This is a genomic window from Leifsonia sp. P73, assembly GCF_051059105.1.
Lineage (GTDB): Bacteria > Actinomycetota > Actinomycetes > Actinomycetales > Microbacteriaceae > Leifsonia.
In genome coordinates this window covers 1,442,585-1,468,620 of the sequence record NZ_CP194931.1, presented here as the reverse complement: position 1 = coordinate 1,468,620, position 26,036 = coordinate 1,442,585, and the positions used below count along the sequence as shown (strand labels likewise).

Annotated in this window: 24 protein-coding genes and 2 pseudogenes; 15 read left to right on the top strand and 11 right to left on the bottom strand. The window is 71.6% G+C overall.

Annotated features, from left to right (window positions below):
- Positions 1–103 precede the first annotated feature (103 nt).
- The 10 genes from ACQ86L_RS07455 (at position 104) to ACQ86L_RS07410 (ending at position 9,056) form a co-directional block, all read left to right on the top strand.
- Positions 104–835 (top strand): alpha/beta fold hydrolase, encoded by a 732-nt coding sequence (locus ACQ86L_RS07455; RefSeq protein WP_434318325.1) that lies wholly within the window; start codon positions 104–106, stop codon positions 833–835.
- Positions 835–1,200 carry a cupin domain-containing protein gene (locus ACQ86L_RS07450; RefSeq protein ID WP_434318324.1) on the top strand — a complete coding sequence of 122 codons (366 nt, stop codon included), beginning with the start codon at positions 835–837 and terminating at the stop codon, positions 1,198–1,200. The genes ACQ86L_RS07455 and ACQ86L_RS07450 overlap by 1 nt, the downstream gene beginning before the upstream one ends.
- A gap of 70 nt (positions 1,201–1,270) precedes the next feature.
- Entirely contained in the window at positions 1,271–2,452 is a 1,182-nt protein-coding gene (locus ACQ86L_RS07445) for an ROK family transcriptional regulator (RefSeq protein WP_434318323.1), read from the top strand.
- A 99-nt stretch (positions 2,453–2,551) separates the two neighbouring features.
- Complete coding sequence (locus ACQ86L_RS07440; RefSeq protein WP_434318322.1) at positions 2,552–3,901, top strand: extracellular solute-binding protein; 1,350 nt, start codon at positions 2,552–2,554, stop codon at positions 3,899–3,901.
- A 121-nt stretch (positions 3,902–4,022) separates the two neighbouring features.
- Positions 4,023–4,979: a carbohydrate ABC transporter permease gene (locus tag ACQ86L_RS07435; protein ID WP_345834128.1), complete on the top strand. Its 957-nt coding sequence runs from the start codon at positions 4,023–4,025 to the stop codon at positions 4,977–4,979.
- Entirely contained in the window at positions 4,976–5,845 is an 870-nt protein-coding gene (locus tag ACQ86L_RS07430) for a carbohydrate ABC transporter permease (RefSeq protein WP_434318321.1), read from the top strand. Before ACQ86L_RS07435 ends, ACQ86L_RS07430 begins: the two co-directional genes overlap by 4 nt.
- 5 nt (positions 5,846–5,850) lie before the next feature.
- The gene (locus ACQ86L_RS07425) at positions 5,851–6,225 is read left to right on the top strand and encodes a hypothetical protein (protein ID WP_434318320.1); all 375 of its coding nucleotides are present in this window, start codon (positions 5,851–5,853) and stop codon (positions 6,223–6,225) included.
- On the top strand, positions 6,222–7,379 hold the full coding sequence (locus tag ACQ86L_RS07420) for a glycoside hydrolase family 3 N-terminal domain-containing protein (protein WP_434318319.1): 1,158 nt from the start codon (positions 6,222–6,224) through the stop codon (positions 7,377–7,379). The genes ACQ86L_RS07425 and ACQ86L_RS07420 overlap by 4 nt, the downstream gene beginning before the upstream one ends.
- Positions 7,376–8,278, top strand: coding sequence for an ROK family protein (locus tag ACQ86L_RS07415; RefSeq protein WP_434318318.1), 903 nt, complete (start codon positions 7,376–7,378; stop codon positions 8,276–8,278). The genes ACQ86L_RS07420 and ACQ86L_RS07415 overlap by 4 nt, the downstream gene beginning before the upstream one ends.
- Positions 8,271–9,056, top strand: a complete 786-nt coding sequence (locus tag ACQ86L_RS07410) for a glucosamine-6-phosphate deaminase (RefSeq protein ID WP_434318317.1) — start codon at positions 8,271–8,273, stop codon at positions 9,054–9,056. The genes ACQ86L_RS07415 and ACQ86L_RS07410 overlap by 8 nt, the downstream gene beginning before the upstream one ends.
- A 6-nt stretch (positions 9,057–9,062) precedes the next feature.
- Here the strand turns inward: ACQ86L_RS07410 and nagA (ACQ86L_RS07405) are convergent.
- From nagA (ACQ86L_RS07405) to ACQ86L_RS07360, 10 genes and pseudogenes are all read right to left on the bottom strand, one after another.
- Positions 9,063–10,210: pseudogene (gene nagA, locus ACQ86L_RS07405) on the bottom strand (N-acetylglucosamine-6-phosphate deacetylase).
- Entirely contained in the window at positions 10,207–10,569 is a 363-nt protein-coding gene (locus ACQ86L_RS07400; RefSeq protein ID WP_434318316.1) for a YrdB family protein, read from the bottom strand. Before ACQ86L_RS07400 ends, nagA (ACQ86L_RS07405) begins: the two are co-directional and overlap by 4 nt.
- 50 nt (positions 10,570–10,619) lie before the next feature.
- On the bottom strand, positions 10,620–11,492 hold the full coding sequence (purU, locus tag ACQ86L_RS07395; RefSeq protein ID WP_434318315.1) for a formyltetrahydrofolate deformylase: 873 nt from the start codon (positions 11,490–11,492) through the stop codon (positions 10,620–10,622).
- A gap of 42 nt (positions 11,493–11,534) precedes the next feature.
- Entirely contained in the window at positions 11,535–12,695 is a 1,161-nt protein-coding gene (gene nagA, locus ACQ86L_RS07390) for an N-acetylglucosamine-6-phosphate deacetylase (protein ID WP_434318314.1), read from the bottom strand.
- A complete protein-coding gene (locus ACQ86L_RS07385; protein WP_185276578.1) occupies positions 12,692–13,477 on the bottom strand; it encodes a DeoR/GlpR family DNA-binding transcription regulator in 786 nt (261 codons plus the stop codon). Before ACQ86L_RS07385 ends, nagA (ACQ86L_RS07390) begins: the two co-directional genes overlap by 4 nt.
- Positions 13,474–14,346: a class II fructose-bisphosphate aldolase gene (locus ACQ86L_RS07380; RefSeq protein ID WP_434318313.1), complete on the bottom strand. Its 873-nt coding sequence runs from the start codon at positions 14,344–14,346 to the stop codon at positions 13,474–13,476. The genes ACQ86L_RS07385 and ACQ86L_RS07380 overlap by 4 nt, the downstream gene beginning before the upstream one ends.
- 24 nt (positions 14,347–14,370) lie before the next feature.
- Positions 14,371–14,925, bottom strand: a complete 555-nt coding sequence (locus ACQ86L_RS07375; protein ID WP_434318858.1) for a PfkB family carbohydrate kinase — start codon at positions 14,923–14,925, stop codon at positions 14,371–14,373.
- An 80-nt stretch (positions 14,926–15,005) separates the two neighbouring features.
- Positions 15,006–15,278: pseudogene (locus ACQ86L_RS07370) on the bottom strand (PfkB family carbohydrate kinase); the annotation flags it as partial.
- Positions 15,275–16,249, bottom strand: coding sequence for an ROK family protein (locus ACQ86L_RS07365; protein ID WP_434318312.1), 975 nt, complete (start codon positions 16,247–16,249; stop codon positions 15,275–15,277). The pseudogene ACQ86L_RS07370 and the gene ACQ86L_RS07365, both read right to left, overlap by 4 nt.
- Positions 16,246–17,151: an SIS domain-containing protein gene (locus ACQ86L_RS07360; RefSeq protein ID WP_434318311.1), complete on the bottom strand. Its 906-nt coding sequence runs from the start codon at positions 17,149–17,151 to the stop codon at positions 16,246–16,248. Before ACQ86L_RS07360 ends, ACQ86L_RS07365 begins: the two co-directional genes overlap by 4 nt.
- Positions 17,152–17,467: 316 nt before the next feature.
- Between ACQ86L_RS07360 and ACQ86L_RS07355 the strand changes: the two genes are divergently transcribed.
- From ACQ86L_RS07355 to ACQ86L_RS07340, 4 genes are all read left to right on the top strand, one after another.
- Positions 17,468–18,709 carry an extracellular solute-binding protein gene (locus tag ACQ86L_RS07355; protein WP_434318310.1) on the top strand — a complete coding sequence of 414 codons (1,242 nt, stop codon included), beginning with the start codon at positions 17,468–17,470 and terminating at the stop codon, positions 18,707–18,709.
- Between the two features lie 7 nt (positions 18,710–18,716).
- Positions 18,717–19,673 (top strand): carbohydrate ABC transporter permease, encoded by a 957-nt coding sequence (locus tag ACQ86L_RS07350; protein WP_434318309.1) that lies wholly within the window; start codon positions 18,717–18,719, stop codon positions 19,671–19,673.
- Positions 19,670–20,572 (top strand): carbohydrate ABC transporter permease, encoded by a 903-nt coding sequence (locus tag ACQ86L_RS07345; protein WP_434318308.1) that lies wholly within the window; start codon positions 19,670–19,672, stop codon positions 20,570–20,572. Before ACQ86L_RS07350 ends, ACQ86L_RS07345 begins: the two co-directional genes overlap by 4 nt.
- A gap of 107 nt (positions 20,573–20,679) precedes the next feature.
- Positions 20,680–21,924, top strand: coding sequence for a mannosyltransferase family protein (locus ACQ86L_RS07340; RefSeq protein ID WP_434318307.1), 1,245 nt, complete (start codon positions 20,680–20,682; stop codon positions 21,922–21,924).
- 11 nt (positions 21,925–21,935) lie between these two features.
- Here ACQ86L_RS07340 and ACQ86L_RS07335 read toward each other — a convergent pair whose 3' ends face one another.
- Positions 21,936–24,002, bottom strand: a complete 2,067-nt coding sequence (locus ACQ86L_RS07335) for a LuxR C-terminal-related transcriptional regulator (protein ID WP_434318306.1) — start codon at positions 24,000–24,002, stop codon at positions 21,936–21,938.
- Between the two features lie 195 nt (positions 24,003–24,197).
- Between ACQ86L_RS07335 and ACQ86L_RS07330 the strand changes: the two genes are divergently transcribed.
- Positions 24,198–26,027 carry a DUF4012 domain-containing protein gene (locus tag ACQ86L_RS07330; RefSeq protein ID WP_434318305.1) on the top strand — a complete coding sequence of 610 codons (1,830 nt, stop codon included), beginning with the start codon at positions 24,198–24,200 and terminating at the stop codon, positions 26,025–26,027.
- The last annotated feature ends 9 nt before the right edge of the window (positions 26,028–26,036 follow it).

Genomic DNA, 26,036 nt, shown 5'->3' with positions numbered 1-26,036 from the left:
ACGTACACTCCTGCCATCGTCCGGTTTCCGGCACCGGCGGGCGTTCAGCGGCGACCCGTCGGCGAGCAATCACGCTGGGTCGCGCGTGTGACGAGGTGACACGATGACAGAAGGCGACGACGCCGGCGCCACGGTGGTGCTGGTGCACGGGGCGTTCGCGGACGCGGGCAGTTGGGCGGCACTCACCGAGGTGCTGCAGGCGGAAGGCGTGACGGTTCTCGCGCCGTCGAATCCGCTGCGGGGCATCGAATCGGATTCGGCGTACATCCGGAGCGTGATCGGGCAGATCGACGGACCGGTGCTCGCGGTGGGGCACTCCTACGGCGGCGCGGTGATCACGAACGCCGCCACCGGTCTCGGGAACGTGAAAGGGCTCGTCTACGTGGCGGCGTTCGCGCCGGACGAAGGGCAGACCCTCGGCGAGATCGAGGGCACCTCGCGCGACAGCGCGCTGGCGTCGGCCCTGGTGCAGCGGAACTATCCGGTCGGGACGGGCGACGAGACCGCGGTGGAGCTGTACGTCGCCGCAGCGGACTTCCCGCAGGTGTTCGCCGGGGACCTCCCTGCCGCGCAGGCCGCTGTTCTCGGCGCCTCGCAGCGTCCGGTCGCAGCGTCGGCCTTCGACGAGCGGAACGGCGTGCCGGCCTGGAAGAGCCTCCCGTCGTGGGCGGTCGTCGCCACCGGCGACAAGGCCGCGGGGGCGGACGTCGTCCTGCGGATGGCGCAGCATGCCGGGGCCGACATCACCGAGGTGGAGGGCTCGCATCTGGTGATGCTGTCCCAGCCGCGGCGCGTGGCGGACGTCATCCTCGCGGCACTGCGCGCGGTCGGCTGATGCCCGGCGACGACGTCCCGGCCGACGAGCTGGCGGGGAGGCTGAAACGCACCGAGGTGCAGCGCGCACCCGCTTCGATCCCGGGACGTGAGATCGTCCAGGTGCTCACGGAGATCCCCGAGGGCGTGGAGTCCGGATGGCACGTGCATCCAGGGGAGGAGGTCGGCTACATCGTGGAGGGCACCGTGGAGATGCGGATCCAGGATCGCGAGACCCTCCTCCTGCATGCGGGCGACGGATTCCTGATCCCGCCGGACACACCGCACAACGCCCGGGACCTCGGCCCCGGGCTCGGCCGGATGCTCTCCACCTACCTCGTCCGGGCGGATGAGCCGCTCGCTCGTTTCGTCCACGTCGACGGGTAGCCGGATTCTCCGTGTAACAAGTTCATTTCGCTGCTTGCATTTCTTTTGTTCGTAAGCTTTACTAACAAACATGACCACGACGGATGTGCTCGGCAGCGCGGGAGGCCTCGGCCCCGGCAGGGCGCTTCGTCCGCGCTCCAAGGTCCTCCCGGAGCACGCCCGCAGCCACAACCGCTCGCTCGTCCTCCAGACCCTCTACCGCTCCGGACAGCGCAGCCGAGCGGACCTCGCCCGGGAGACCGGGCTGACCCGCGTGACCGTCTCCGACCTCGTCGCCGAGCTGCTGGCCGAAGGTCTGGTGGTGGAGCTCGGGCAGCGGGAGTCCGCCCGGCCGGGCAAGCCCGCCGTGCTGCTCGACATCAACCGGACGGCCCACCAGATCGTCGGCGTCGACCTCAGCGACCACGACCGCTTCCGCGGCGCGGTCATGGACCTCGACGGCGAGCTGCTCGCCGAGGCGGAGGTCCCGCTCGAAGACGGCGACGGGGAGCCCGCCACCGGCGAGGCCGCGCTCGCCAAGGTCCGCGCGCTCGTGCAGCAGCTCGTCGGCGCGGCCACCGCCCCGATCCTGGGGGTCGGCGTCGGCTCGCCCGGCGTCGTCGACCTCAGCGGCACCATCCTCACCGCGCCCAACCTCGGCTGGACGGACGTGCGGCTGCAGGACGAGCTGCACCGGCTGACCGGCCTCCCCGTCGTCGTCGCGAACGACGCCAACGCGGCCGTGCTCGCCGAGCACAGCTACGGCGGTGCCACCGGCGATATGATGCTCATCCGCGTCGGCCACGGCATCGGCGCCGGCCTCATCATCGCCGGCACGCTCGTCTACGGCAGCCACTTCGCCGCGGGCGAGATCGGCCAGGTCATGGTCGGCACCGACCTCGGGCTGGACGCCACCTACACCCGGGAGCAGGTGCTGGAGCACTGGCTCAGCGTGCCGCAGCTCCGGCGCGGCATCCGGGAGGCCGAGGCCGCAGGGCGCGACGCCACCCCGGTCCTCCGCGAGGCGGGCCAGCGGCTCGGCATCGCCCTGGCGCCGGTCGTCGGCGCCCTCAACCTGTCGGAGCTCGTGCTGAGCGGCCCGACCGATCTGCTCGATGGCCCCCTCGCCGAGGCGACCATCCACACGCTCCGGAACCGGACGATGGCGGAGAACCACGCCGACCTCGCGGTCCGGATGACCACGCAGGGGCAGGACATCGTCCTGCGCGGCGCGGCCGTACTCGTCCTCTCCGGACAACTCGGGGTCTCGTAACACAGCACCGTGCAACTCCACGACCCCTGCACCGACGGTGTGATGCGACCGCACACACTGACCCACTCAAGAAAGCCCGAACGAATGAAGGGAACAGCAATGAAGAGAAAGCTCGTCGGCCTCGCCGCTGTGGCTACAGCTTCCGCTCTCGTGCTCGCCGGATGCGCCTCTGGCGGAGCCCAGGCTCCGAGCACCGATGGGAAGGGCAAGACGGTCACCCTGTGGCTCGTCGGCTCCGACACCCCTGACGCGCTGCGCAACTACCTGAAGACCGAGTTCAACAAGGAGACCGGGGCGACGCTCAAGATCGAGCAGCAGGACTGGGGAGACATCGTCACCAAGCTCACCACCTCGCTGCCGGACGCGAACAACACGCCGGACGTGACGGAGATGGGCAACACCCAGTCGCCGACCTTCACCAATGTCGGCGCGTTCCTCGACATCTCGGACATGTACAAGGACCTCGGCGGCGACAAGCTGCTCCCGTCCTTCGTCGAGGCCGGCAAGGTCGACGGCAAGAACTACACGCTGCCGTACTACTTCGGCTCGCGCTACATGTTCTACCGCAAGGACGTCTACAACGCGGCCGGGGCCTCGGTGCCGACCACGCTCGACCAGTTCAACAGCACCGTCGCCGACATCACGGCCAAGAACCCGAAGGGGATCCCGAACTTCTCCGGCTTCTTCCTCGGCGGTCAGGACTGGCGCGACGGCATCTCCTGGATCTTCGCGAACGGCGGTGACATCGCCAAGAAGGAAGGCTCCAAGTGGGTCGCCACGCTCGACTCGGCGAACTCGCTGAAGGGCCTCCAGCAGCTGCAGGACATCTACAAGAACGCGTCCAAGGCCCCGAACGACGCCAAGGACTCGAACCAGTACATCTACCTGAACGACACCGACCAGACGGTGGACGCCAACGGCAACAAGACCGGTGACACCTCGCTGGCCGCCGCCACCATCATGGCTCCGGGCTGGGCGCACTGGTCGATCGGCGACCTGTCCACCAAGGACGGCAAGGCGGTCCGCACCTGGAACGACAACACCTTCGGCACCTACGTGCTGCCGGGCAACGACAGGAAGCCCGCTCCGGTCTTCGCCGGAGGCTCCAACATCGGCATCTCGGCCAAGTCCAAGAACCCGGGCCTGTCCAAGACGCTGCTGAAGATCATCTTCAGCAAGGAGTACCAGGAGATGCTCGGCAAGAACGGCCTGGGCCCGGCGAACTCGGACTACATGTCCTCGCTCGGCGACGACCAGTTCGCGAAGGCGCTCATCGCGTCGGCCTCCAACTCGAAGCTGACCCCGGCCGCTCCGGGCTGGGCCGGTGTCGAGGCGGCCAACGTGATGGAGGAGTTCTTCTCCAAGATCCGCGACTCGTCCGACCTGAAGGGCCTGGCCCAGCAGTACGACACCAAGATCAACGCCCTCCTCAATGTGAAGAACGGCTGATCGGCTCCACCGAGCAACACCGAGAAACACCAGCAGGCGAGGGCGCGGAAGCAGCACCACCCTTCCGCGCCCTCGCTCCTGCCCCAGACTCTTGACTACCCAACCCGGAAGGAGGACCGCCGTGACGACCACCCGCGAACCCGTGACCGCCGCGCCGACCGCGAGCGCACCCGCTCCGTCCGCGCCGCGTAAGCGCCGAGGCCGGCTCACCCCCTACGCCCTGCTGCTGCCGGCCATCCTCATCCTGCTCCTCGCGCTCGGCTACCCGATCGTCTGGCAGCTCATCACGTCGATGCAGCACTTCGGGCTCGCCCAGCAGTTCGGCCGGCCCGCGCCGTTCGTCTGGTTCGACAACTACATCACGCTGTTCTCCGACCCGTACATGTGGGTCGTCGTCGGCCGCTCCATCGTCTTCTGCCTCGTCACCGCGGGCGTCACCGTCGTGATCGGCGTCGGCCTCGCCCTCCTGATGACGGGCATCTCGCGCTTCCCGCGGATCTTCCTCCAGATCACGCTCCTGCTCGCCTGGGCCATGCCCGTCGTCGCCGCGATGACCGTCTGGAACTGGCTGTTCGACTGGCGCCGCGGCGTGATCAACAACGTCCTGACCTCCTGGGGGCTGGACTTCCAGAACCACAACTGGCTGCAGAACCCGCTCTCGTTCTTCTTCGTCGCCGGTGTCATCGTCACCTGGATGAGCGTGCCGTTCGTGGCGTTCTCGGTCTACGCCGGGCTCACACAGGTCTCCACGGAGGTGCTGGAGGCCGCGCAGGTGGACGGCGCCAAGGGCCCCCAGCGACTGCGGTACATCATCCTGCCGATGATCCGCCCGGTGCTCGGGATCGTTCTGCTGCTGCAGATCATCTGGGACCTGCGGGTGTTCACCCAGATCAAGCTGCTGCAGGACAAGGGCTCCATCGCGAGCGAGACCAACCTGCTCGGCACCTACATCTACCAGCTCGGCGTCGGATCGAGCGACTTCGCGATGGCCAGCGCCGTCTCGGTGTTCGTCCTCATCCTGACCATCGCCCTGAGCTGGTTCTACGTCCGCCACCTGCTCAAGGAGGACCAGTCATGACCACCGTCGCCGGCGACCGCAAGCTGAAGCAGAAGGTCCGCCCCGGCCGCATCCTCCTCGGTGTCCTGGCCGTGGTACTCGGGCTGATCTGGGTCTTCCCGGTCTACTGGATGCTCAACTCGTCGCTGCTGCCGAACGTCGTGCTGCAGAGCTCCACCCCGACCTGGCTGCCGTTCGGGGGCTCGTTCGACAATTTCTCGGCCGTCGTCAACGGCGGGACGTTCTTCCCGGCGCTCGGGATGAGCGTGGTCGTCGCGCTCGTCACCGTCGTGTTCTGCCTGGCCTTCGCCTTCCTCGCGGCGCTCGCCATCAGCCGGTTCAAGTTCCGCGGGCGGACGTCGTTCGTGCTGGCCGTGCTGCTCATCCAGATGCTGCCCGCCGAGGGCCTGTTCATCGCGCAGTACAAGCTGATGGGCTCGCTCGGCCTCCTGAACACGGTGATCGGCGTCAGCATCATCTACATCGCGGCCGTCGTGCCGTTCACGATCTGGATGCTGCGCGGCTTCGTCGCCGGCATCCCGGCCGACCTCGAAGAGGCCGCGATGGTGGACGGGCTGAGCCGCACGCAGGCCTTCCTGCGCATCACCTTCCCGCTGCTCGCGCCGGGTCTCGTCGCCTCGGGCGTCTACGCCTTCCTGCAGGCCTGGAACGAGTTCACGGTGGCGCTGGTCATCCTGCAGGAGAACAGCAGCCAGACGCTGCCGCTCTGGCTGCGCGGCTTCATCCAGCAGTCCGCGTCGCGGGCGACCGACTGGGGACAGGTGATGGCGGCCTCCACGCTGGTGGCGGTGCCGGTCATCATCTTCTTCCTCCTCGTCCAGGGCCGCATGACCAGCGGGCTGGTCAGCGGGGCGGTCAAGGGGTGAGCGGGATGTCGGTCACCCAGCCCAGCGCGACCGACACCGCCCTCCGTCGCAGCATCGCGGCGACGCTCCTCCCCGGATTCCTGGGGACCACGCTGCCCGCGTGGCTGGAGGAGCGCCTGCGGAACGGCCTCGGCGGGGTGTGCGTGTTCGGCCAGAACGTGGAGTCCGTGGTGCAGCTGCGCGCGCTGACGGACGCGATCTACGCTGCGAATCCCGACGCCATCGTCGCGATCGACGAGGAGGGCGGCGACGTCACCCGGCTGTACTACGAGACGGGCTCGCCCTACCCCGGTAACGCGGTCCTCGGCCGGCTCGGCGACGACGCGTACACCGAGGGCATCGCGCGCCGGGTGGGGAGGAGCTCCACGCCGCCGGCGTGAACCTCGACTTCGCGCCGGACGTCGACATCAACTCCAACGCGGACAACCCGGTGATCGGGGTGCGCAGCTTCGGCTCGCTGCCCGCGGTGGTCGCCGAGCAGGGCGCCGCCTGGACGCGCGGCCTCCAGTCCGCCGGCGTCGCGGTGTGCGCCAAGCACTTCCCGGGCCACGGCGACACGGCGGCCGACTCGCACCTGGAGCTGCCGGTCGTCGAGCTGACGCTGGAGGAGTTGCGCGAGCGCGAGCTGGAGCCGTTCCGCGCCGTCATCGACGCGGGCGCGCGCACGGTGATGACCTCGCACATCCTGCTGCCACGGATCGACCCGGAGCTGCCTGCGACCTTCAGCCGCACCATCGTGGAGGGCCTCCTCCGCGGCGAGCTGGGCTTCGGCGGCGTCGTCGTCACCGACGCGCTCGACATGCACGGCGCGAGCGGGGAGCGCGGCATCCCGCAGGCGGCGGTGCTGGCGCTCGCGGCGGGCTGCGACCTGCTCTGCATCGGGACCGAGAACACCGACGCGCAGCTCGCCGAGATCGAGGACGCGATCGTCGCGGCGGTCGCGGAGGGACGCGTATCCGCGGCCCGGATCGAGCAGGCCGCCGGGCGCGTGCTCGCGCTCGCCGGGGCGGTGCGGGCGGACCGCGCCGCGCACGAGGCCGCGTCGCGCGGAGCCGGGGTCCTCGACCCCGCCGACGTGCGTCGCGTCGCGGAGGCGTTCGACATCTCCGAGCACGCGTCGTCGTGGCTGCGGTCCCACCACGGCCGGTACTCCGTCGTCCGGGTCGACACCGTGGCGAACATCGCGATCGGCGAGGCGCCGTGGGGCCCGTTCGCGGAGGTCGCGGCGGAGACGGACGGGGCGACGTCGGCCTTCGCGGCCAACCCGCTGGTGGTGTTCACCGAGGGCGACCATCCCGACCTCGTGCTCGCCGCGCAGTCCCCGGTGCTCGTGGTCGGCAAGGACAACCACCGGCACGCCTTCGCCCGCGCGGCGATCGACCGGCTGCGCGCCGAGCGGGACGTGCTCGTGGTGGACATGGGGTGGCCGAGCGACGACCGCCGCTACGCGGACATCGCGACCTTCGGCGCCTCCCGGCTCGTCGGGCGCTCGCTGATCGAGCTGCTCGACGGGGAACAGGGGCGCACCCCGTGAGGCTCGGCATCGACATCGGCGGCACCAAGACCGACGCCGTCGCGGTCGACGACCTGGGCGGGCTGGCGCAGCGGGTCCGGCTGGCGACCGGGTTCGGTCACGCCGCGGTCGTGGAGACCGCCGTCGCCGCGGTCGCCAGGATCGGCGAGCTCACCGGGCTGCCGGCGGGCGGCTTCACCTCCATCGGCATCGGCATCCCCGGGATGGTGGACAGCGCCTCCGGGCACGTCGCGCACGCGGTCAATCTGGGTGTCGAGCGGCTCGCGCTCGGCGGCGAGCTGGCCGGGCGGCTGGGCGTCGGCGTGCGCGTCGAGAACGACGTGAAGGCGGCAGCGCTCGGCGCCTTCCATCTGCTCGGCCTCGACGGCTCGATGGCGTACCTCAACCTCGGTACGGGGATGGCCGCCGGCGTCGTCGTGGACGGCCGGCTCTGGCGCGGCGCGTCCGGCGTCGCGGGCGAGATCGGGCACCTCCCGGTCGACCCGGCCGGCGCGCTCTGCGGCTGCGGTCAGCGCGGCTGCCTGGAGACCGTCGCGAGCGGCTCCGGCATCGCCCGGCAGTGGCGCACGGACGACCCGCTCCCGGCACGCGCGCTGTTCGCGGCGGCGGCGGACGGCGACCGCGAGGCGAAGGCGATCGCCGCTAGGCTTGCGGAGGGCATCGCCGCAGCGGTGCGGGTCCTCGTGCTGACCGTCGACGTCGACACCGTGGTGATCGGCGGCGGCCTGAGTCATCTCGGGGACCGGCTGCTGCGTGACGTCCACGAGGTGCTCGACGGATGGGCGGAGACGTCCCCGTTCCTCGCGTCGCTCGCGCTGTCCCGGCGGGTGCGCCTCGTTCCCGAAGGAACACCCGTTGCCGCGTTGGGTGCGGCGCTCGTTGGAGGAGCAGATGGCTGAAGTCGTGGTGGTGGCGGACAAGGACGCGGCGGGCGAGCTCGCGGCGGAGTCCATCCAGGCGCTGATCGCCGCCAAGCCCGACGCGGTGCTGGGCCTGGCGACCGGGTCCACCCCGCTGCCGGTGTACCGGGCGCTGGCCCGCCGGGTCGCGCAGGCCGGAACCGATGTCTCCCACGTGCGCGGCTACGCGCTGGACGAGTACGTCGGCCTGCCCGCCGGCCACCCGGAGTCCTACCGTTCGGTCATCACCCGCGAGGTCGTGGAGCCGCTGGGCCTCACCCCCGCCCTCATCCACGTCCCGAACGGCGCCCTCGCGACGATCGAGCACGCCGGAGCCGACTACGAGAAGGCGATCGCGGAGTCCGGCGGGGTGGACGTGCAATTGCTCGGCATCGGCACCGACGGCCACATCGGCTTCAACGAACCGGGGTCCTCGTTCGCCTCCGTCACGCGGGTGAAGACGCTGACCGAGCAGACCCGACGCGACAACGCCCGGTTCTTCGCCAGCGAGGACGACGTGCCCATGCACTGCATCACCCAGGGGCTCTCGACCATCCTGAAGGCGCGGCACCTGCTGCTGCTGGCCTTCGGCGAGGGCAAGGCGGAGGCGCTGGCCGGTGCGGTGGAGGGCCCGGTGTCGGCCTCCAACCCCGGCTCGGCCATCCAGCTCCACCCCCACGTCACCGTGCTCGTGGACGAGGCCGCCGCTTCGAAGCTCCGCAACATCGACTACTACCGCTACGCCTACGACCACAAGCCCGCCTGGCAGAAGCTGTAACAGGGGCTAGAGGAGTCTGCCGGCGGCCAGGACCTGCTGGACGTGCCAGTCGTGGTCGAGGAGGACCGCGTCGGCGGCGTAGCCGGCGTGGAGGCGGCCGAGGCGGGACTCGCCGAGCGCCTTCGCGGGGTCGCGGTGAGCGCGGTGACCGCCGTCACCGGGTCGAGGCCCACGCGGGTGATCGCGTTGCGGAGGGCGGCGTCCTGGGTGAGGGTCGATCCCGCGATCGTGGTGGTGCCGGAGAGCACGGCCAGGCCGTCGCGGACGCTGACGTTCAGGCCGCCCAGGCGGTAGTCGCCGTCCGTCGCGCCGGCCGCGGCCATCGCGTCGGTGACCAGGGCCACCCGCCCCGGCGCCTCCCGGAACAGCAGACCCGCCACCGACGGGTGCACGTGCAGGCCGTCGAGGATGAGCTCCAGTGTCACCTCCGGGTTCTCGATCGCCGCCATGACCGGGCCGGGCGCGCGGTGGTGGATGCCGTTCATCGCGTTGAACGCGTGCACCAGCAGCCGCGCGCCGACCTCGAACGCCCGTTTCGCCTGCTCGTAGTCGGCTGCGGTGTGGCCGATGCCGACGACGACGCCGGCTTCGATGAGCACGCCGATCGCCTCCAGGGCGTTGGGCAGCTCGGGCGCGATGGTCGCGGTGCGGAGGGTGCCGCGGGCGGCGCCGATCAGCTCCTCCACCATCTCCGGGCCGGGATCGCGCAGGAAGGCGTCGTCGTGCGCGCCGCGCCGCTCGCGGGCCAGGAACGGCCCTTCCAGGTGCGAGCCGAGCACCATCGGGTCGACTCTCGTCAGGTCGGCCACGACTCGGAGGCTCTCGCGCAGAGAGGCCAGCGGGTTCGCGACGTGCGAGACGAGCGCGCGGGTCGTGCCGTGGGCGCGGTGCGTCGCGAGGGCCGCGAGCATCTCCTCCGGGCCGTCGTCGTACGGGTGGCCGCCGCCGCCGTGGCAGTGCAGGTCGATGAATCCGGGCGTCAGCCAGTGACCGCCGGCGTCGATCACCTCGCGGCCGGGGACGCGGGCGGCCTCGTGCCAGCCCGTGCCGGAGCCGGTCGCGACGATCGTGTCGCCGTCGGCGACCAGCCAGAACTCGTCGACCCGTCCGCTCGCATCCACTTTGCGGGCGTCATGGACGACGACGCCGGTCATGCGAACTCGCGCCGCCCGTTGATCACGCCGCTCACGGTCGCCACGACCGCGAACACCAGCGCGACGATCGGCTGCCCCAGGCTCCACCAGGCGAAGGCGGCGCAGCCCATCACGACGATCTCCACGAGCGCCTTCACGAACGCGTCGACGTGGAGCACGGCCTTGGGGGAGCGGAACAGCGCCCACAGCAGGATCGCCAGCACGGGAGCGCCGATGCCGACGACGATGTTCCACGGCAGCGGCCACGCGGCGAAGCCCCAGATGCCCAGTGAGACGATGGCGAACAGCTCCAGCACGAAGCGGAGGATGTCATTGGGCCCGACTTTGATCGGGGCCTGCTGGTCGTGCGTGGAGGTCACCGGCCCAGTCTACCGATCCGGGTCGGCCGTGGCTGAGCGCCGGATCCCGCTCAGCGGAAGATGATGGTGCGCGCGCCGTCGAGCAGCACGCGGTCCTCCGCGAACCACTTGACCGCCTGCGTGAGGGTGCGCGACTCCTCGTCCTGGCCGATAGCGACCAACTCCTGGACGCTGCGGGTGTGGTCGACGCGCACGACGTTCTGCTCGATGATCGGCCCCTCGTCCAGGTCGCTGGTGACGAAGTGCGCGGTGGCGCCGATCAGCTTGACGCCGCGGGCGTGGGCCTGGCGGTAGGGATTGGCGCCCTTGAAGCCGGGCAGGAACGAGTGGTGGATGTTGATCGCCCGGCCGGCGAGCTTCTCGCACAGCGCGGGGGAGAGGATCTGCATGTAGCGCGCGAGCACGACCAGTTCGATGTCGTGCTCCGCGACGGCCTCCAGGACGCGCGCCTCGAACGCGGCCTTCGACTCGGGGTCGGTCACCTGCTGCGACTCGAACGGGACGCCGTAGAAGCCGGCGAGGTCGCCGAGCGCGGCGTGGTTGGACAGCACGAGCGGGATCTCGACCGGGAGCTGGCCCGCACGCTGGCGGAACAGCAGGTCGTTGAGGCAGTGCGCCGCGGTGGACACCAGCACGAGCGTGCGGAGCGGGCGGCCGACGTTGTCGACGCGGTGGGTCATCCCGAACCGCTCCACGACGGGCGCGAGCGCGCGCTCGAACTCGGCGCGGTCGGCCGCGGACTCCACCTGCAGGCGCATGAAGAAGCGCCCGGTGTCCGTGCTCGCGAACTGCTGGCTCTCGGTGATGTTGCCGCGGGCGGCCACGATCGCGCCGGAGACGGCGTGGACGATGCCGGGACGGTCGGCGCAGCTGAAGGTCAGCACCCAGTGGTTGGAGGTGACGGTCGCGGGGGCGGAGTCCATCCGTCCAGGGTAGCGGCCCGCGCGGGTGAGGCGTTCCCGGTCCTAGCGCGGAACGGGCGCTCCCGCCGTCCACACCTGCAGCACCCGGAAGTCGTCGTCCAGCAGCACGGCGTCCGCCGCGTACCCCGGCGCGAGGCGGCCCAGGTCGGCGCCGCGCCCGATCGCGGCCGCGGGCGTCTCGGTGAGCGCGCGGACGGCCTCCTCGACGGTGACGCCGACCTCGCGCACCGCGCGGCGCAGCGCGTCGTCCTGGGTCAGCGTCGAGCCGGCGATCGAGCCGCCCCCGGCCAGGCGGGCGACACCGTCGCGCACCTCCACGCGGAGGGTTCCCAGCAGGTAGTCGCCGTCGGCCTCGCCGGCCGCCGCCATGGCGTCCGTGATCAGCGCGACGCGGCCCGGAGCGGAGGCGAACGCCATCCGGACCACCTCGGGGTGCACGTGGATGCCGTCGTTGATGACCTCCACGGTCACCCCCGCCGTGCGCGTCGCGGCCGCGACCGGGCCGGGCGCGCGGTGGTGGATGCCGTCCATGCCGTTGAAGGCATGCGTCAGGATCGTGGCGCCGGCGTCGAACGCGGTGCGGGTCTGGTCGTAGTCCGCGCCGGTGTGGCCGACCGCGACGGCGACGCCGGCCGCGGAGAAGGCGCGCACCGCGTCCATGCCGCCGGGCAGCTCGGGTGCGAGGGTGACCTGGCGGAGGGTGCCGCCCGCGGCGTCGAGCAGCAGCTCGATGTCGGCGGGCGTCGCCGAGCGCAGCAGGGCCGGGTCGTGCGCGCCCTTGTGCGCGACGTCGAGGAAGGGGCCTTCCAGGTGCGAGCCGAGGACGCGCGGGTCGTCCGCCGCCAGCGCTGCCACGCCGCGCACGCGCTCGGCCAGCTCGGGGACCGTCGCCGTCACCAGCGAGACCACGAAGCGCGTCGTGCCGTGGCGCTGGTGCAGGGCCATCGCCGTGCGGATCGCGTCGGCGCCGTCGTCGAACGCCGCCCCGCCGCCGCCGTGGCCGTGCAGGTCGATGAAGCCGGGGGTCAGCCAGCCACCGCGGGCGTCCGTGACGACGGCGGAGGGCTCGCCCGCGACCGCCGCGACCCAGTCTTCGCCGACGCCGGTCGCGGCGACGCGCTCGCCGTCGAACAGCACCCAGGCGTCGCGGGTCGTGCGGCCGTCGTCGACGAGACGGGCGGAGTGGATGACGTGCCGGCTCACGCGACGATGACCTCGAAGCCGGCCTCCACGAACGCCGCCCGCTGCTCGGCCGTGATGCCGTCGTCGGTGATGAGTGTGGTCAGCAGCTTGGGGCCGCCGAGGGTCGCGAAGGCCTTGCGGCCGATCTTGCTGGAGTCCGCGACGACGACGGCCCTGGTCGCCCGGCGGGCCATGAGCGAGTTGACGCTCGCCTCGCCCTCGTCGTGCACGGTCGCGCCGACGAGCGGGTCGATCCCGTTGACGCCGATGAAGGCGATGTCCATCGTGATCTTCTCCAGCACGACGTCGCTGTACGGGCCGACCAGCTCGTACGAGCGCGCGTGCACGACGCCGCCGGTGACGACCGTCTTGATCTGCGGGCGCATCACCAGCTGGGCGGCGATGTTGATGGCGTTGGTGACCACGGTGAGGTTGGGATGCGGCGACGGCTCCATGAGGTCGGGCCGCGACCCGAGCACGGTCGCCACCGCGGTGCTCGTCGTGCCGCCGCAGAGACCGACGACCGCTCCGCGCGGCACGAGCGCGCTCGCCGCCTGCGCGATCCGCAGCTTCTCGGGCGCGTGCTGCTCGCGCTTGTAGCGGATCGGGAGGTCGTAGGCGACCGACTGGCCGACCGCTCCGCCGCGGGTGCGCGTCAGCAGCTGCTGCGACGCCAGGGCGTCCAGGTCGCGCCGCGCCGTCGCCGCGGACACGTCGAGCTTGGCCACGATGTCCTCGACCTCCACCTGGCCCGACTCGGCCAGGAGGTCGAGGACGGCGTTCAGCCGTTCCGCTCTGTTCATCGCTGTGCAGTCTCCGTTCCGCTCGCCGCGCCGGCGGCGACGTCGAACAGGGTCATCAGGCGCGCCGCCTCCGCCGCCACGGCCGCACGCCCCTCCCGCACGTACCGCCGGGAGTCCACGACCTCCGGATTCGCGCGCAGGTAGGCGCGGATCGCGTCGGTGAAGAAGCGGTTCAGGTGGGTGGAGACGTTGACCTTGGTGATGCCGGAGCGGATCGCCGCCTCGATCGTCTCATCCGCGACCCCGCTGGAGCCGTGCAGGACCAGCGGAACGTGCACGGCGTGTCGGAGCGAGGCGATGAGGTCGAGGTCGAGCCGGGCGTTCCGCTCGGTCATCGCGTGCGAGCTGCCGACGGCGACGGCCAGCGCGTCGACGCCCGTCTCGGTCACGAACCGGCGGGCCTCCACGGGGTCGGTGCGGGCGCCGGGCGCGTGCGCGCCGTCCTTCCCGCCGATCTCGCCGAGCTCGGCCTCCACGGAGACCTCGTTGGCGTGCGCGTACTCGACGACCCGCACGGTCGCGGCCACGTTGTCGTCGTAGGGGAGCGTCGACCCGTCGAACATGACCGAGCCGAAGCCGAGGTCGACGGCCTGCCGCGTCAGCGCGGCGTCCTCCGCGTGGTCGAGGTGGACGGCGACGTGGGCGGACGAGTCCGCGGCGAGGGCGAGCGTGCCCCGCGCGATCGGGTCGAGGCCGCCGTGGTAGTCGGCGCAGTTCTGCGAGATCTGCAGGATGACGGGGCGGCGGGTCTCCTCGGCGGCCGACACCAGCGCCTCCGCGGTCTCCAGGTGGATGACGTTGAAGGCGGCGACGCCGGTGCGCGCGGCGACCGCTCCGTGCAGGAGGTCGAGCGTGGGGACGAGAGGCATGCGGGGCTCCGGGGTCGAGTCGGTTCAGGAGGTCACGAGGCGTGCCTCGTACTCCGGGTAGGCGGGGTCGAGCTCGCCCGCCAGCGGGGCGACGACGGCGGCGGCCGACCAGGCGGTGGCCCGGCGGACGAGGACGGCGGGATCGGTGATGCCGGCGGCCAGCGCCGTCGCGAGGGCGGCGACGGCCGCGTCTCCCGCACCGGTCGCGTTGCCGGCGAGGGGCCGGGGCAGCCGGGCGGACCAGGTCCGGCTCTCGCCGACCGCGAGCATTCCGTCGGCGCCCAGCGAGACGAGCACCAGCCCGGCGCCGGCGGCGAGCAGCACGCGGGCGCCGGCGACCGGGTCGTCCGAGCCGACCGTGTCGGCCAGCTCGCGCCGGTTGGGCTTGAGCACGTCGGCTCCGGCCTCGGCGGCGGCGAGCAGCGCGGTCCCGCTCGCGTCGACGACGCTCGGGATGCCGCGCCGCGTGGCGACCTCCACGAGGTCGGCGTAGAAGCCCTCTGGCGCGCCAGGCGGCAGGCTGCCGGACCCGACGACCGCGGTGGCCGGAACGGCGAGGCGCTCGACGGCCTCCCGCAGCGCGGTCCACTCGGCGGGGGAGAGGCGGCGCCGGTCTCGTTGAGGATCGTCGCGACGCCGGAGCCCTCGTCCACGATCGCGACGCTGCTGCGCGTCGGCGCGGCCACAGGGATCAGCTCGGACGGCAGGCCGCTCGCCTCCAGGTCGTCGGCCAGGCGCAGCCCGGAGGCTCCGCCCGCCGTCGTCAGGATGAACGACGCTCCGCCGGTCTGCGCGATCACCCGGGCGACGTTGAGGCCCTTGCCGCCCGCGCGCGCCGCAGGAGGCGCGACCCGGTGCGTCTCGCCGGGCTCCAGCGCGGCGACGCGATAGGTGAGGTCGATCGCGGGATTCGGGGTGACGGTGAGGATCATCGGACGGCTTTCAGGGCGTCGGCCGCCGGGGCGGGGACCTCCCGCGCCCGCAGGGCAGCGCCGATCACGCCCGCGTTCTCGCCGATGCGCGCCGGGATCAGCTGCGGTCGCCGGTGGAAGGTGAGGATCGCGTCGAGGCGCTGGGCCAGCGGCACGAAGAGCTCGTCGCCGGCCTGCGCGAGCCCTCCGCCGATCACGACGGCTTCGGGGGCGAGCAGCGCGACGGTGTGCGACAGGTCGAGCGCGAGGGCGTCGAGGGCGGAGTCCCAGATGCGCTGCGCAGCGGGATCGCCGGAGCGCGCCCGCTCCAGCACCTCCCGCGACCCGGCCACCGGGACGCCGCTGATCGCCGTGTACCGGCGCGCGATCGCCGCGGCCGAGGCCACGGCCTCCAGGCAGCCGCGGCCGCCGCATGCGCAGTCGGGGCCGTCCGCGACCCGGGAGTGGCCCATCTCGCCTGCCATTCCGCCGCCGGTGAACAGCGTGCCGTCGATGAAGATGGCGCCCGCGATCCCGGTGCCGATCGCCATCACGACGACGTCACGGAAGCCCGCGGCGGCACCCAGCCGGTACTCGGCCTCGCCCGCGGCGCGCACGTCGTGACTGAACGACACCGGCATCCCGTACGCCTCCGTCGCGCGGTCGCGGAACGGGAAGTCCCGCCAGCCGAGGTTCTCCGAGAACACGCCGACGCCGGTCTCCTCGTCCACGTGCCCGGGGACGACCAGGCCCGCCGCGACGGGGACCACCTCGGGATGCGCGCGCCGGAACCCGGCGGCCAGCTCCGCGGTCGCGGCGACGACGGCCTCGCCGGTGCGCTCGCCGTCGAGCGGGGTGGGGCAGCGGATCAGCTCGACGATGCGGCCGGCGGAGTCCACCAGTGCGGCCTTCAGATCGGTGCCGCCGACGTCGAAGGCGAGCACCGCGGCCCCGGAGCCGAGCCTGTCGTCGGCGGCAGCGTGCGCGTTCACGAGGTCAGGATGACAGAGCGGGTCAGGTTTCGGGGACGGTCGGGGTCGAGTCCCGCGCGCCGGGCGCGCTCCAGAGCGACGCGCTGCGCGCGGACGAGGTCGGCCAGCCCGTCGATCGGCGCGTCCTCGTAGCGCGCGCCGGTGGCGGCGACGTCCTGGGCGAGCCCTGCCGGGGCATCGCCCAGCATCCAGGTGACCCGGCCGGGAGCCGCGATCGCGATCGGGCCGTGCCGGTACTCCTTCGCCGGGTAGGACTCCGTCCACGACTGCGACGCCTCGCGCATCTTGAGGGCGGCCTCGTGCGCGAGGCCGATGGTCCAGCCGGCGCCGAGGAAGCTGTACTGGTCGGCTGACAGGAGTGCGTCGTCCAGGTCTTCGTCGATCGCGGCGGCGGCCTGCTCGATGGCGGCGTCCAGGTCGTGGCCGAGGGAGGCGCGCATCAGGGCCAGAGCCGTCGTCGCGAAGCGCGTCTGGACGACGGAGGTCTCGTCGGCGAAGGGCAGTAGCACCGTGTCGTCCACGAGGTCGGGCAACGGCGTTCCCGCCGCGCCGACGACCGCGATGGTCCGCGGCCGGCGCGAGCGGCCGCGCAGGCCGTCGACCAGCTCGATGACCTCCGTCGTCGTGCCCGAGCGGCTGATCGCGACGATCGCGTCGTAGTCCCGATCCACGACGGCCTCCGAGGCCGCGTACGCGTCGGTGAGGCCGTGGCCGGCAGACTCGCGCAGCACGGCGTACGACTGGGCCATGAACCAGGACGTGCCGCAACCGACGACCGCGATGCGCTCGCCGGACGCGGGGAGCAGGGCCTGTTCCTCCCGGAGTGCGGCCGCGCGAGCCCAGGTCTCCGGCTGCGATCGCAGCTCGGCCTCCATGTGCACTCCGAGGGGGATGTCCGTCACTGCTCGCTCCTGTTCGCCGTTGATTCGGTCAGGACAATGATTGCTTATGAGCGTTAGATCTGTCTACTGATCATTTTCGATCGTTTCGGCCCGGATACCGCCGGATCTGGGCGGCGCGTGTAAATCCCATGTAACGATCTCGCGGTTGTTCCTTGACGCGCCCCTCCAGTGTGCGCAATTATTCGACCATCAATTGAGTGCATGTGATCGTTTCTGCATGAAACAAATCACGAAGCATCATCCAGATACGCACCGTCGCGCACCTGCAGTACCTTCGGCGACGGTCCGGAATCCTTATCGAGAGTGAGGAAAGTCGATGAAGAAGTCTCTGCGGTGGGGAGCCGCCGTCGCCTCGGCGGCGGTCGCGACCCTGACGCTCGCGTCCTGCGGCTTCAGTGGAGGCTCGGGGGGCTCGGCCAGCGGAAGCAGCCAGCTCAACCTGATGGTCGCCAGCTACTCGGACAACACCAAGGCCGAGTGGCAGCAGATCATCAAGGACTTCGAGGCGGCCAACAAGGGCATCACGGTCAACCTCGACGTCGAGTCGTGGACGGACATCAACAACGTCATCAAGACCCGCATCCAGGCGGGCAAGCAGCCGGACATCCTGAACATCGACGCGTTCGCCGGCTTCGCCGCCGACGACCTGCTCTACCCGGCGAAGGACATCGTCTCGGCCAAGACGCTGGACGACTTCCAGCCGGCGTTCAACAAGAACGCGAGCATCGACGGCACCCAGTGGGGCCTCCCGTTCATCGCGTCGGCGCGCGCCCTCTTCTACAACAAGGACGACTTCGCCAAGGCCGGGATCGCTGAGCCGCCGAAGACCTGGGCGGACTTCGAGGCGGACGCCGCCAAGCTGAAGGCCGCCGGGGTCACGCCCTACGGCATGCCGCTCGGCTCCGAGGAGGCCCAGGCCGAGACCGCGATCTGGTTCTACGGAGCGGGCGGCGGCTACGGCGACGCCAAGAAGCTGACGATCGACAGTGCGGAGAACGTCACCGGCGCCACCGAGATGCAGAAGATCATCACGCAGGGCTTCACCCAGGCGAACCCCGGTTCGACCAACCGCACGCCGTTGATGAACGTCTTCATCCAGGGCCAGCTCGGCATGCAGATCGGCCTCCCGCCGATCGTCGGCCAGATCAAGGACAAGAACCCGTCGCTCAAGTACGCGATCGCACCGATCCCGACCAAGGACGGTTCCGCCTTCACGCTCGGCGTCGCCGACCACCTGATGGCCTTCAAGAACAAGACGGACAAGAAGGACGCGATCAAGAAGTTCCTCGACTACTTCTACACACCGGCGGTCTACACCAAGTGGGTCGGCGCCGAGGGCTTCCTGCCCACGACCAAGTCCGGCGCGGACTCGATGGGCTCGAACGCGGACATCAAGCCGTTCCTCGACCTGCTGCCGAACGCCAAGTTCTACCCGTCGACGAACCCGAACTGGTCGGCCGCCCAGGGCGCCATCCAGAGCCAGATCGGACAGCTCGGACAGGGCGCGAACCCGACCGACCTGCTGAAGTCCATCCAGTCGAAGGCTTCGGGCCAGTAGCAGCGGCATGAGCTCGACCATCGAAACGACCACGACGGGGGCGGCCACCGGCCGTCCCCGCCGCGGGGCGCCTCGCGCCGGGCACGGCAGCACCACCACGCTGTGGAACGCCGTGCCGTGGACGCTGCCGGCGCTCATCCTCATCTTCGGCATCGTGCTGTTCCCCGCGGGCTACATGATCTTCAACTCGACCCGGAAGATCTCGGTCGCCGGCGTCGACCACGGATCGGTCGGCCTGCAGAACTACCTCACGGTGCTCTCGCGCCCGGAGATCCCGGGCATCCTCCTCAACACGGTCATCTGGGTCGTCTCGGTGGTGCTCGTCACCGTGGTGATCTCCCTGGCCCTGGCGCAGTTCCTCGACAAGAACTTCCCCGGCCGGCGCTGGGTGCGGATGGCGATCATCGTCCCCTGGGCGGCGAGCGTCGTCATGACGACAACCGTCTTCGTCTACGGGCTCGACCCGTTCTACGGGATCATCAACAAGTTCCTGGTCGACATCCACGTTCTCGCGCAGCCGTTCGGGTTCACGAAGGAGCCGCTGCCGGCGTTCTTGTCCTCCATCGCCATCGCGGTGTTCGTGTCGCTCCCGTTCACGACCTACACGATCCTGGCCGGACTCGCCGGCATCCCGGGTGACATGCTGGAGGCCGCGAAGGTCGACGGCGCGGGCGCGGTGCGCTCCTACTTCGGGGTGACGCTGCCCAACCTGCGGCCCGCGATCGCGCTGGCCAGCCTGATCAACATCATCAACGTCTTCAACTCGCTGCCGATCCTCAAGCTGATGACCGGGACGATCCCAGGCTACAAGGCCGACACGACGACCACGTACGTGTTCAAGCTGCTGCAGAACGAGCAGCGCATCGACCTGTCGAGCGCGCTCAGCGTGATCAACTTCCTGATCGTGCTGGTGGTCGTGGCGCTCTACCTGTGGATCGTGAAGCCGATGAAGGAGGTCTCGTGACCGCGCCCGCCCCCGTCGCGCTCGCCGGAACGCCCGCGCGCGCCGCCGAGCCCCGCCGCCGTCCGCGGTCCGGCTTCACCTGGCGCGTCGCCGGCAAGGTGATCGCGGGCGTCGTCATCGCCCTGATCTTCATCGCGCCGTACCTGATCATGCTGGTCGGCTCGTTCAAGAGCAGGGACAACATCCTCACCGTCCCGCCGACCTACCTCCCGACGACGTGGCATCCGGAGAACTACCTCACGATGTGGTCCACCCCGGAGACCCCATTGCCGCTCAATCTGATCTCGACCATCGTCATCTCGGTGTTCGCGACGGTGGTCGTGCTGCTGGTCTGCGTCCCGGCGGCGTACTACACGGCGCGGTTCCGGTTCCCGGGCCGCGGGGTGTTCCTCTTCCTCGTGATCGTCACGCAGATGCTGCAGCCGACCGTGCTGGCGACCGGCCTGTTCAAGGAGATGGTGGCGCTCGGGATCAACGACACCTGGCTGGCGATGATCCTGGTCAACGCGGCGTTCAACCTGGCGTTCGCGATCTGGATCATGCACACGTTCTTCGCGGGCGTGCCCAAGGAGGTCGACGAGGCCGCCCAGCTCGACGGCGCGGGGAAGTGGACGGTGCTGCTGCGCGTCCAGCTCCCGCTGGTCTGGCCGGGCATCGTCACGGCGATCATCTACACGTTCGTCGCCTCCTGGAACGAGTTCGCGGCGAGCCTCGTCATCCTCTCCACGGACGCCAACCAGCCGCTCTCGGTGGCGCTGACCAAGTTCGTCGGCCAGTACGACGCGGCCTGGCAGTACGTCTTCGCGGTGTCGGTCGTCGCGATCATCCCGGTGGTCATCCTGTTCGCGCTGATCGAGAAGCGCCTCGTCGGAGGTCTCACGGCGGGCAGCGTCAAGTAGCGGCGGAGGCCGCCGTCCCGAGCTGGGGCGCCCGCGCGTGTGGCGCGACGCGGGCGCCCCGACGCACCCGATGCACCACTGCATCGGCGCGCGGTAGCATCGAGACGATGACGGCCGGTATCACGAGTTCGCTGCACCCGGCGGATCCCGTCGGGCCCGTGGTCGAGGCCGCCCATGTGCGGCTGTTCCGGTGGAGGATGCCGTGGTGGGCGGGCGTGCTCGGCGTCTACGCGGCCTCCCGGGTGCTGACGACGCTGCTCATGCTCGCGCTGTACCTCGTCGCGGGCGCGATGCACTGGGAGGGTGGCAGCCCGCAGACGCACCCGACCTTCCTCGGCTTCGCGGGCACCTGGGACGCCTCGTACTACTGGCGCATCGTCGAGCACGGCTATCCGACGACCCTGCCGGTCGACGCCGACGGCGACGTGCAGCAGAACGAGTGGGCGTTCCTGCCGCTGTACCCGCTGATCGTGCGCGCGCTCATGTCCGCGACCGGGCTCGGGTTCCCGGCGGCCGGCGTGCTGGTCGCGGTGCTCTGCGGTGCGGCGGCCAGCCTCGTGCTCTACCGGGTCGTGGCGTCGCGCGTCGGCCCGGTCAGCGGGCTCTGGGCGGCCGTGTTCTTCTGTTTCGGGCCGCTCTCGTTCGTGCTGCAGATCGCCTACGCCGAGAGCCTGTTCTTCCTCCTGCTGTTCGCGGCGCTGCTGGCGACGATGGCGCGGCGGTACTGGACGGTCATCCCGTTCGGGGTCGCGGCCGCGTTCACGCGTCCGGGAGAGCTCGCCCTTCCGCTCACCCTCGGGATCGTGTACGTGATCCGCGCGCGGCGGGCGCGCCGGGGAGACGAGACCTTCGGCGTGCGGGAGCGCGTGGCGATGATCGTCGCCGGCGCGGTGACCGCTGTGGCGGGGCTGGCCTGGCCGCTGATCGCGGCGACCGTCACTGGGACGCCAGGGGCGTATGTGGAGACCGAGCTGTCCTGGTGGACGGGCTTCATCGGACGGGTCGCCTTCGTGCCGCTGACGCCGTGGTTCCTCTTCACCTGGCGGTACGCGAGCGTCGCGGGCGCCCTCCTCGTCGTCGCGGCGATCGGCGGCTACGCGTGGCTGCTGAACCGGCCGGGCATCCGTGCGCTCGGCACCGAGGTGGTCGCCTACGCTGCCAGCTACGCGCTCTATCTGTTCGCCGTCTTCCTGCCGCAGCAGAGCCTCTTCCGGCTGCTCATGCCGCTGGCGCCGCTCGCCGGGGCGCCGGGGCTGACCCGGAACCGGCGTGCCCGGACGATCGCGCTGGCGGCGGGGATCGCGCTGCAGCCCGTGGCGCTCGTGCTGTTGTGGTTCGTGGGCTACCCGTGACCTGACCCCGCTCACGGCGAGAGCCGGAGGGCGAGGGCGACGAGTTCGCCGCGGTTGGTCGCCGAGGTCTTGCGCATCACCCTGCTGACGTGGCTCTCGACGGTACGGACGCTGAGGACGAGGCGCGACGCGATCTCCGGGTTGCTGAGTCCTGTCGCCACGAGCCGCGTGATCTCGCGCTCCCGATCCGTCAGCGCGATCGGCGTCGAGAAGAACCCGCCGCTGTCGGAGCCGTCGCCGGCGGAGCGAAGCGCGGCGGCCGGTGCGGCCCGTCCTGTCGAGGCGAGCCGCTCCGCGAGCGCGCCCAGGTCCGCGGAGCCGGGCGCTGCCTGGGCCTCCACGAACGCGAGGTGCGCGTCGTGGAGCTCGGACTGCTGACGATCGAGCAGGGCGCGTGCCTCCGCGAGCCCGGCCTCGTCGATCGCGTGTTCGAGCGATGTCAGCAGTGCGAGCGCGGCCGTGGGCAGCTCGCCGTGCGTCGCGAGAGCTGAGGCCAGCCGGCGGAGCAGCTCGGCGGCCTCGTCCGGCCGCCCCCTGCCCGCGGCGAGCTGGGCGTCGATCCAGCGCACGCCCGCGCCGACCGCGGACAGCGGGGCTCCATCCGAGGAGACCGGCAGCGCGGCGGCGAGCTCGTCGAGGAGGCGCACGGCGTCCTCGAAGCGCCCGCAGCGGAGGGCGACCGCGCGGGAGGCCTCCAGCAGCCGTGCCCGCACGGGAGGCGGCAGGTCGCGGTCGTCGCGCAGGCGCTCCTCGGGAACGGCCGGCTCCGCCCCGACCTCGACGGCGAGCATCACCCCGGCGGCGTCCGCGAGCCGTGCGAAGGGGCCGAGCCCGGCGACCTCGGCCCTGAGGACCGCAAGGGCCTCCGCGAGCCCGGCGCCGGCGGCCACCGACCGACGCGCGCGGAGCACGGCGAGCTCTGCCGTGTCCAGCGGGTCGCCCGGCAGGCCGGCCGACGCGGCCAGCACCCGGTCGAGCTCGGCCGCCGCGCCCGGCGCCATCCCCGTGTCGGCCATCAGGGCGTGCGCGAGGGCGAGCGCCGATCCCGGCGACGGGGCGGCGCACCACACCCGTGACGCCTCCTCACGGCGGGAGTCGGCCGCCGCGTGCACGAGCTGGACGAACGCGGCGTCGGTGGGCGGGGCGTCCACCTGCGCGCGGTCGCGGAGGTGGTCGGCGAGGACCGGCGGATCGAGGGCGATGAGCCGGCGCCCGCGGTGCGGCACGATCCGGAGGACGCCCGCCGCAGCGAGTCCGTCGAGGGCGCCGGGGTCGACCAGCCCGCGCGTCGATGCCACGTCGCCGACGCCGGTCACCGCGATCCTCTCCAGCGCGACGCGCTCGGCCGGACCGAGTCCGGAGAGCTGCGCGTCGAGGGCGCCGCGGAGCGCTCTGCTCCACAGCTCCCCGGTCGCGGACCACCCACCCGACCCCCGGACCAGCCGGCCCTCCAGCACCGCGAGCTCCGCGAGCGCGAGAGCGAGGCCCACGTTGCCGCCGCACAGCGCGTACACGCGGCTCATCGCGCTCGCGTCGACGGGACCGCCGAGGCGCTCCGCGACGGCCGACCGGAGCTCCTCGTAGTCGAGCGGCACGACCTCCACCACGTACGCCGTCGACGGCCCCTCCTCCCGCCGCGCGCGGGTGCGCAGCAGCGGAGTGCGGGTCGCGCGGCGCACGGCGTCGATCGCGCCGGTGGACGCGTCGTCGAGGAGGTCGGCGTCGTCCACCAGGAGCGCGGCCGCGCCGGACCCGACCGCGGTCCCCAACGCGTCGATCGCCTGCTGGAGGGCGGACGCCGTGCGGCGCTCCGGGGACGTCAGCACCCCGATCCCGGCCGCGTGGAGGGCGGCGAGCGGGCTCTCACGCAGTGATCGGACGCCGTTCACGCGCACGACGGTCCTGCGCGCGTCGGCCGCGGAGGAGGCCACCGCGTCGACGACGGTCGAGCGCCCGCTCAGCCGCGGACCGACGAGGTCGACGTCCGCGTCGCTGGAGAACAGGAGCTCGCGCACGAGCGTCAGGACGCGCTCCCTTCCGGCGAGCGGAGTGGAGTCCGCGACGCGGGGAACGATCATCGGCTGGCTCCATGGGGACGTGTGGTGAACTGCTGCAGCCCAACGGTAATACGCAAGATGTAAGGCGCTCCACGTAAGGTCGGGCGAACTGCACGGAACCTCGACCGATCCGCACGTAAATCCCCGGATCGACGGTGGGCCACCGCGGTACCGACGAGAACATGGGTCCCGATGTCGAAAGGGAGTCGGGGGCCTATGAGCGGTCGATCGCGCCGCCGTGCGAGAGCGGCCGAGCGCGCACGCGTCACGCGTGTCGTGCTGATCTCGCTCGGCGCCGTCGCCCTCGTCGTCGTGGCGTGCGCCGCTTGGGTGGGCGTCAGAGCGGCCATCTCCTACGGCCACGTGTCGACCGCGCGCGCCGACGCGAAGTCGACTGTCGCCGCCGTCGCCGCCGACCCGGTGTCGGCCGCCTCCCGCGCCGACCGCATCCGCGCGGTGGGTGACCGCCTGGACGACGCAAAGGGTCTGACGGGCGATGTGGTCTGGCGCGCGTCCGAGTACGTCCCGTTCGCCGGGGCCAACCTCCGCTCGTACCGGCTCACCGTCGAAGCGCTCCACGAGACCGTCGACGGGGGACTGGCGCCCGTCGTCGCCGACCTCGCCACGCTGGAGACCGCCGTGTCGCTCGCGGACCGCACGGTCGACACCGAGGCCGTCGCGGGCACGGCTGCCCACCTCCGCACGGCGGAGCGCGCGCTCGAACGCGGCCGCGCGACGCTGCGCGAGGCCGCGGGCGGCCCGCTCGTGCCGCCGCTGGCCTCCGGCGTCCGGGCGGCCGAGGGCCTGGTCGACAGCCTCCACCAGACCGTCTCGTCGCTCTCGGTCGCCGCACGCGTCCTCCCGGCCGCGATCGGTGCGGGCGGTGCGAAGAACTACGCGCTGCTGTTCAACAACAACGCCGAGCTCCGGACGACCGGCGGGATCGCGGGGGCCATCTCGGCGCTGACCGCCGACGGAGGGCGCATCGAGCTGGGGCAGCAGCTCGTCCCCGATCAGCTCAACCCCGCCGAGGGGACCGGGCTCCCGGTGAGTCCGGAGGAGCGAGCGCTGTTCGGGCCCCAGCTCGGCGAGTACATCCAGAACGTCAACCTCACGCCCGACTTCGTTCGGAGCGGCGAGCTCACGGCCGCCCACTGGCGGGCGGCCCTCGGCCAGGAGCTCGACGGGGTGGTCTCGATCGACACCGCGACCATCGGGCTGCTGCTGGCGGCGACCGGCCCGATCACCGTCGCCGGCCGCGAGCTGAACAGCGAGAACGCCTCCCGCGTCCTGCTGCGGGACGTCTACGTCGAGATCGAGAGTCGCGACGACCAGGACGTGTTCTTCGGCGAACTCACGCGCGCCATGTTCGACAAGCTCTTCGGCGCGGGGACGGGCACCGTCCCGGTGCTGAAGGCGCTGGCCACGGCCGTGGACGAGGGCCGCATCTCGCTCTGGTTCGCCGAAGCCGCGCTGCAGCACGAGATCGCGGGCGGCCCGCTGGCCGGACCGCTCGCCCAGCTCACCGACCGCGGTGCGCCCGTGGGCGTGTTCCTGGCCGACGGGACCGCCGGCAAGATGGACAGCTACCTCGAAGGCTCCGTCACCGCCACCTGCCACGCGGCGGCGACGAAGGACACGGCGAAGAAGGACACCGCGAAGAAGGTCGGCAACACGGTCACGGCCACCGCGACGCTCGCCTCCACGGCGCCGGCGGACATCGCCTCGTACCCCTGGGTCGTGACCGGGTACGGCGTCCCCGGCCTCCCGGCCGGACACCTCCGGACGATGGTGCAGTTCGCCGCGACCGACAGCCTCCGTCCGCACCGCGTGACCGTCGACGGCACGGAGGTCACCGCCCTCACCCGGATGATCGACGGCCATCCCGTGTCCGTCGTCCAGGTCGACCTCGCCCCGGGAGCCGTCTCGGTCGTCGTCGCCGAGTTCACCGCCCCGCCCACCCGGTCGCCGACCGTCGCCCGCGTCGTCGCGACCCCCACCGCCACCGAGTTCGAGCACTTCGCCGAGCCCGGGACCTGTGGCTGACCGAACCGC

What these genes read in the sequence shown, in the direction of transcription:
- ACQ86L_RS07455 (WP_434318325.1), top strand. Translation starts at nt 104, where the DNA reads ATGACAGAAGGCGACGACGCCGGCGCCACGGTGGTGCTGGTGCACGGG.
- ACQ86L_RS07450 (WP_434318324.1), top strand. Translation starts at nt 835, where the DNA reads ATGCCCGGCGACGACGTCCCGGCCGACGAGCTGGCGGGGAGGCTGAAA.
- ACQ86L_RS07445 (WP_434318323.1), top strand. Translation starts at nt 1,271, where the DNA reads ATGACCACGACGGATGTGCTCGGCAGCGCGGGAGGCCTCGGCCCCGGC.
- ACQ86L_RS07440 (WP_434318322.1), top strand. Translation starts at nt 2,552, where the DNA reads ATGAAGAGAAAGCTCGTCGGCCTCGCCGCTGTGGCTACAGCTTCCGCT.
- ACQ86L_RS07430 (WP_434318321.1), top strand. Translation starts at nt 4,976, where the DNA reads ATGACCACCGTCGCCGGCGACCGCAAGCTGAAGCAGAAGGTCCGCCCC.
- ACQ86L_RS07425 (WP_434318320.1), top strand. Translation starts at nt 5,851, where the DNA reads ATGTCGGTCACCCAGCCCAGCGCGACCGACACCGCCCTCCGTCGCAGC.
- ACQ86L_RS07410 (WP_434318317.1), top strand. Translation starts at nt 8,271, where the DNA reads ATGGCTGAAGTCGTGGTGGTGGCGGACAAGGACGCGGCGGGCGAGCTC.
- purU (WP_434318315.1), bottom strand. Translation starts at nt 11,492, where the DNA reads ATGGACTCCGCCCCCGCGACCGTCACCTCCAACCACTGGGTGCTGACC.
- ACQ86L_RS07385 (WP_185276578.1), bottom strand. Translation starts at nt 13,477, where the DNA reads ATGAACAGAGCGGAACGGCTGAACGCCGTCCTCGACCTCCTGGCCGAG.
- ACQ86L_RS07380 (WP_434318313.1), bottom strand. Translation starts at nt 14,346, where the DNA reads ATGCCTCTCGTCCCCACGCTCGACCTCCTGCACGGAGCGGTCGCCGCG.
- ACQ86L_RS07355 (WP_434318310.1), top strand. Translation starts at nt 17,468, where the DNA reads ATGAAGAAGTCTCTGCGGTGGGGAGCCGCCGTCGCCTCGGCGGCGGTC.
- ACQ86L_RS07350 (WP_434318309.1), top strand. Translation starts at nt 18,717, where the DNA reads ATGAGCTCGACCATCGAAACGACCACGACGGGGGCGGCCACCGGCCGT.
- ACQ86L_RS07340 (WP_434318307.1), top strand. Translation starts at nt 20,680, where the DNA reads ATGACGGCCGGTATCACGAGTTCGCTGCACCCGGCGGATCCCGTCGGG.
- ACQ86L_RS07335 (WP_434318306.1), bottom strand. Translation starts at nt 24,002, where the DNA reads ATGATCGTTCCCCGCGTCGCGGACTCCACTCCGCTCGCCGGAAGGGAG.
- ACQ86L_RS07330 (WP_434318305.1), top strand. Translation starts at nt 24,198, where the DNA reads ATGAGCGGTCGATCGCGCCGCCGTGCGAGAGCGGCCGAGCGCGCACGC.